Genomic DNA, 5,860 nt, shown 5'->3' on the forward strand with positions numbered 1-5,860 from the left:
GTAAGCGCTTTAAAAAAAAACCATTAAACTTGATAAAAACATACACTCGTATTTTGTTATTAAGTTTATTTTTTAGTGTTATCAACAAGACTTTTGCAAAATATACTAAGATTTTCTCTATACAGACAAAATAAGGGCTTTTTCTTTTGCTAAAACATATACAACACTATGGGTAAGGCCATAAAATAAAATAAAAATCTTAAAGGAGGAAACAAACCGTGACTAAAATTAAATCTTTAAAAAAAATTTTCTTAATTATTTTTTATTAATCAATATTTTATTCTTTCATAAAAATTATCTTCTCCTCTAGCTATTTTCATAACGAATCAAAACGCCAATAAATCTAGCTGATCCTCAAAACCCTTAAATATGAATGGAACGCTCAACCCGAATTAAAAAGATACGATATTAACATCCTAGATATAAAAAATATTCCTAAAATATTAAAAATAACTTCCAATATCGAATTTTCTCCTAATTGGAATCTTGAAGAGCCCGTATATAACTACTACGGGCATAGTGACGTCTCAAAAAAACCCTTATACAACCATTAATGGCATTTTTTGACGAGGGGAATTCCTCTTTATAGCTATTATCGCCTCAAAAACCCTCCTTAAGGTATCATATATGAGTAGTCTATTTTCCTATCCTAAAACCTTTTAATCAGAATATGTTCATAAAGATGGTAAATACACTTTAGAAGAACTCCTTGAAAACAAAATTGCGGTCATAAAAACCTTTGTTTTCTGGGATGCCAACAAAAAACCTCAAGAAAAAGATGTCATTATAAAAGTAAAAATATTCTATGGAGAAGACTTCAATGATAATCGAAAAAAGAAACAGCGATTAATCACTATTTAAAAAGATCATAACATCATCAAACAACCCAAACTAAATCCGATTAGGATGTTATAAAATGACTCCTGATACTTATTTTGATACTCCTTTACTCCAAAACAGATATTTGATTTCTAAGAGAGTTTTTGTTTTGGCATTATAAATGTCTAAAAGCAGCGGAAAACATTTTTTCTTTGTCATCCGTAAAGGTAGTATCAGGATAAGTGAGTTTCGTGATTTTTTCGAAAAAAGTTCTCGCTAGAGGTTCGTTTTTATTTCCGCGTTCGGTGTATTTTTTTGATGTAAAAGTAGTACCAAAAATTTTGTCATGAACTAATTGTTCTAAGGTTCTAAATTTATCATTGCCTGTAATACTGCCGATTTAAGAAGTGTTAATATATTGTTTGCAGTGTTGATACCATTCTTTGGTACGTTGAGATAGTTTGATTTGCATTTTTATTTCCCTTTCTTAAATAATGAGATGATATATTGGCCTAAATAATAAATAAATTCGCTTGTATAAAATAAAACTTTTAAAAGAAAATCAATTAAAAATAAAAGATGAGGTAGGAATAATAAAATAATGCTGAATAAGGTTAAGTTAAGCCACTTATTTTGATGATTAAAGAAAAATGATTACTAATATCCAACAAACCAATTATTTAACTTCGTTAGCCAAGTATTAATTAGGTTCCGCATGATTATTAGTTTTCGTAGTAGTTAGATATTGATAAAATTGAACCACTACTATTCCTTATTTTAGTCTTTGGATGGCTCTTAAGTGACAAGTAAAAAGATAAGAATTTGATTAAATAATTAATAAAAATTAAAGGGATTAATAAAATAAAGATGATGTTAATGAATAAAGATGATAAGATTTTTTAATAAACATATATTTTAATAGTTCCTTTCTTTTAAATTTATTTTGGGCAACAAAAAAGACCCTAAAGAAGGTCTTTATGGTTTTTTCAATAATTTTAATTGTTTTAACGTCTTTAATTGTTTTGCCTTTGCATATGGTATTGATTTCTTAAAATAATTTGTTGGTTAATGTTTTGTATATTATCATGAATTATATCTATTCTTGATGAAATTTGATGCATTCTATTTAAACGTGTTTGGGTATTTAAAGTCAAATCATTAAAAACGTTTGTTAATTCTTGTACCAAATTATTTTTTTCTTCTTCAAGTTGCGCTCTTCTAATATTTAAATCAATTCCAGGTAAAGCGTATATTTTTTGATTGATGATAAATAAAAATACTAAGATAATAAACAAATAAAAAATTATTATTTTCAATTGTTTTTTTATTTTAAACATTATATGAAATTTCCTTTTATTTTTCTTCCTTAAATTTTAACATATTGGAAATTGTTAAATTTTATCACCATTAAGAATTGGCTCTTTTAATATATTTGATTTCTTTGACTTTATAGTTATTGTGTTTATTTTGGTAAATAGATAAAGTTTTCCGAACAAGGTTGAATTCGGTTAGTTCAAAGTTGAAGTCATCCGCTCTTGTATGACTAAGGCAAGTAATCTTTGTGTTGAGTTTGTGATTTAAAAAATTAATTATTTTAACGTCTTTGAGAAGAACGATTAAGAGATAAATTAATTCTAAGTATAGGTGATTGATTTTTTATTTGTTCTAATATTGTATTTATATTTTCTTGGTTTTGATTTATTCTAATTTGTGCATTTCTTAAAAGATTGATTTGTTCTTTTGAAGCCTAAAGAGGTGTGTTATTGATGATTGTTGTCATTTCTTGCATTAATGATGAATGTAGATTTTCTAATTCTGTTATTTCATTATTTAAAATTAAATTTATAGTTATTTGTTGTTGAATATTTAAGTGTCTTTGTTGAGTTCTAATAATTTCTTTATGTATTACTTCGAGTTTATCAAATAAAAGTTTTTTCTCTGATTCTGATACTTTATGTTAAAAAGCATTAATAACTTCTTGTGCTTTTTTTTGTTGAGAAACTAATAAATTTTGATAATTTCTATATTCTTCTAAAGACTTCTAAAGAATTATAAACATCATTGCTTGTTCCAAGTATTATTATTCATCACCATTACTTAATTAATATTAATAAATAATAAACCTATAAATACAAATAAATACTAATTATTTTAAATTGGTTTTTTCAATTGAACATTAATTAAAAAAACACTTATTATTTGAAATTGATTTTGTAATTTAAACACTATTCTAACTACTTTTGTAATTCCGAAAAATTATTTTTGTTCATGTTTCCAAAAAATATACATATTTTGGGCTCCATTGCCCATATTCTTTAAATCTTCTAAAGTATATTTATCATCTTCATCATCTCTAGTCCCATTATCAAAAAAAACACCTAATAAATTACGAGGCGGATTCTTAATTTTCCAAATAATTGCAAATTCTTCTATGTTTCCATTATAACGCGGACCAGTTAGTGTAAAATCAAAATATTGTTTAAATATTTCATGATTTTTAAGAATATTAATATTTGATACAGTCACATTAACGATTCTCATATCACTAACAAACTCTTCATTAGGGGCGGCCATTACTTGTTGATTATTAACAATTAAAAATAATCCTAAACCAATAAATAAAACGATTCTAAAAAATAATAAATTTGTTTTTAATTTAAACATTATATGAAATTTCCTTTTATTTTTCTTCCTTAAATTTTATCACCAGTCAGTGCTGGTTCTTTTATTTAGAGCGAACCATCAAAGTGGTACCAAAAGAAAACAACTAATTGAACCAAATTGTTTATTAATTAAAAATAAAAAGTTTGGTTTTTTTATTTAGCCAAACTTAAAAAAGGAGTTTCAAAAAAATGAAAGAACAAGAAAAACAAGCCCTCCAAGATGAAATCAATCAATTAACTACTAATAACTACTAATTTCCAACAAAAAGAAAAAAAATATCAAGAAAAAATTACCCAAAAAGATCAAGACATTACCGAAATAAACCAAATCATAAACCAACAAGCTGAAGAAATTGCGCTGTAAAACATTATTCTTTAAGAATTAAAATTAAGTGATAATTTCATATCTTTTCAAACTAACAAAGTATTTTTTCATTAGACGAAAAAGTGTCTAATGTTTTTTTATAAATTTGCTAATTGAAAAAGATATTTTTTGTAATATTTTACCCATTTTACCCCTTCATATTATATATTTAGGTAAAAAAAGTTAAAAACACTCCTATAATATAAAATGAAAAGAAAATGATTTTTTATTATTAATTATATTATTTTATTGTAAAAAAAGCGCAAAAAGTAACCTTTTTCAAGGTTAATATTTAAAAAAAATGATTCAAAATTTATTTATCTCAAATTTTGAGAATATTGAAGGGGCAAATGATAGTTTAATTTAGTGAAGAGCCATTGTTGATTCCAAAAATAAGGAAATTGGTTAATGATACTTTTCATTTGGCCAAAGAGATTCTCAATAATGGCGTTATCGCGAGGCGTCGCTTTGCGGGACACACCAATAAAAAGACTTTTTTAGTTAAGGTTTATTAAATTTTTAAAAATGGATAAAAACTGTGATTTATTTTTTGGTCTTTTTTAGGAATTATTATTTTTTCTTGTTGAAAATTAGTTTTTAATGAATTTTTGTTTATTTGTCATATTTATTTTTTTCAATAAGCTATTCATAATTTTTTCGCTTGTTCGAATTCTTGTTCACATTCATTTCTTTTTTCATATAATTGACGCGGATTGGTTTTAATGTTTTCTTTTAAATTCATTGCTTCTTCTAAATCTGAAGCCAACATTGCGTTGTGTGAAGGGTTTTTCTTTTTATATTTAGCTGCTTTTATATATGCTGATTTAATTATATCAGCCAAATCACGATTGGAATATTTTGCATTTGTATGATTCTCATTTTGACATCTTTTGGCTATTCGTTCTAAATAACTAAAAGCTTGATAACTTATATTATAAGGCAAAGAAACATGTTTCAAAAAACCTTCTATTTGTTCATTTTGCAAATAATCTATATAAATTTCTTTGCTAAAACGACTTCTTAAAGCTTTATCTAATTTATCAATATTATTAGAAGCGCCCATCACTATAATTTTATTATTGTTTTGTTTAAAACCGTCTATTTTATCTAATAAAGTGTTAGTTATATTGCTGTTTGTAAATTTTTCATTTTCTCTATTTGGCATACCATCTATTTCATCAATAAAAATAACACATTTATCATATTTTTCTGCTTCAGTCCAAATATTTTCTAATGCTTTTATTCCTTGGCCTGTGTATTGACAATCAAATTTAGCAGGAATAAGATTAATAAAGTGAGCGTTGCATTCGTTCGAAAAAGCTTTTATTAAAAAGGTTTTTCCTGTTCCTGGAGGACCATATAATAAATAACCTTTAGGTTTGATTGAATCTAAATTAAATAATTCTTCTTCATCATCATTTAGTTCAAAAAACGAAATTAAATCTTGTAACTCTTCTTTTTCGGTGTCCATTGCGAAAATATCTTTAAAAAGAATTTTTAATTTTTTTTCATTTTGAAATAAAGATTTTTGCTCATTTAAAAAGAATAAATAACTTTTTAATTTTTGATATTCTTTATCTTCTTTGTTTACAATAATCAAGTTTTTTTCTATTTGATTTATTTTTTTTTCAATTATTTCAATAAAACGATATACAGAATTATTTTTTTTGTTTTCAAAATTCGAAGTATTTTTCAAAACAGTTTCATCTTGTTTGTTTTTTAATGTTTTATCTTGTTCTTTATTTTGGGTATTGATTTTACTGATTAATTCTTCTAAATGTTGAGATTTTAATTCTAAATTTTTTAATTCAGTTTTTAGATTTTCTATTTTATTTTCTATTTTATTTTCTAAATTTTGAGATTTTAATTCTAAATTTTTTAATTCAGTTTTTAGATTTTTCTATTTTATTTTTATTAAAAATAGACAAAATATTATAACTTTCGCCTTTGTTATTTGTATAAGCAAAAACACAATTTCTTTTTAAGAACAAAGAGAAATAAAAAACAAAAAACA

General features: G+C 24.3%; 3 protein-coding genes and 2 pseudogenes. All 5 read right to left on the bottom strand.

Features of this window, described 5'->3' with window-relative positions; all coding sequences use genetic code 11:
* Positions 1-963 precede the first annotated feature (963 nt).
* Positions 964-1,291, bottom strand: a pseudogene (locus RI76_RS03235) (lambda-exonuclease family protein); the annotation flags it as partial.
* Positions 1,292-1,832: 541 nt separating this feature from the next.
* A complete protein-coding gene (locus tag RI76_RS00395) occupies positions 1,833-2,156 on the bottom strand; it encodes an SVM family protein (protein ID WP_017192143.1) in 324 nt (107 codons plus the stop codon).
* Positions 2,157-3,075: 919 nt separating this feature from the next.
* A complete protein-coding gene (locus RI76_RS00400) occupies positions 3,076-3,483 on the bottom strand; it encodes an SVM family protein (protein WP_017192144.1) in 408 nt (135 codons plus the stop codon).
* Positions 3,484-4,163: 680 nt separating this feature from the next.
* Positions 4,164-4,343: pseudogene (locus tag RI76_RS03245) on the bottom strand (IS3 family transposase); the annotation flags it as partial.
* A gap of 149 nt (positions 4,344-4,492) precedes the next feature.
* Positions 4,493-5,542: an AAA family ATPase gene (locus RI76_RS00405; RefSeq protein WP_017192145.1), complete on the bottom strand. Its 1,050-nt coding sequence runs from the start codon at positions 5,540-5,542 to the stop codon at positions 4,493-4,495.
* Positions 5,543-5,860 lie beyond the last annotated feature (318 nt).

The organism is Milkweed yellows phytoplasma str. MW1, from assembly GCF_000309485.1.
Taxonomy (GTDB): Bacteria; Bacillota_I; Bacilli_A; order Acholeplasmatales; family Acholeplasmataceae; genus Phytoplasma.

What these genes read in the sequence shown, in the direction of transcription:
- RI76_RS00395 (WP_017192143.1), bottom strand. Translation starts at nt 2,156, where the DNA reads ATGTTTAAAATAAAAAAACAATTGAAAATAATAATTTTTTATTTGTTT.
- RI76_RS00400 (WP_017192144.1), bottom strand. Translation starts at nt 3,483, where the DNA reads ATGTTTAAATTAAAAACAAATTTATTATTTTTTAGAATCGTTTTATTT.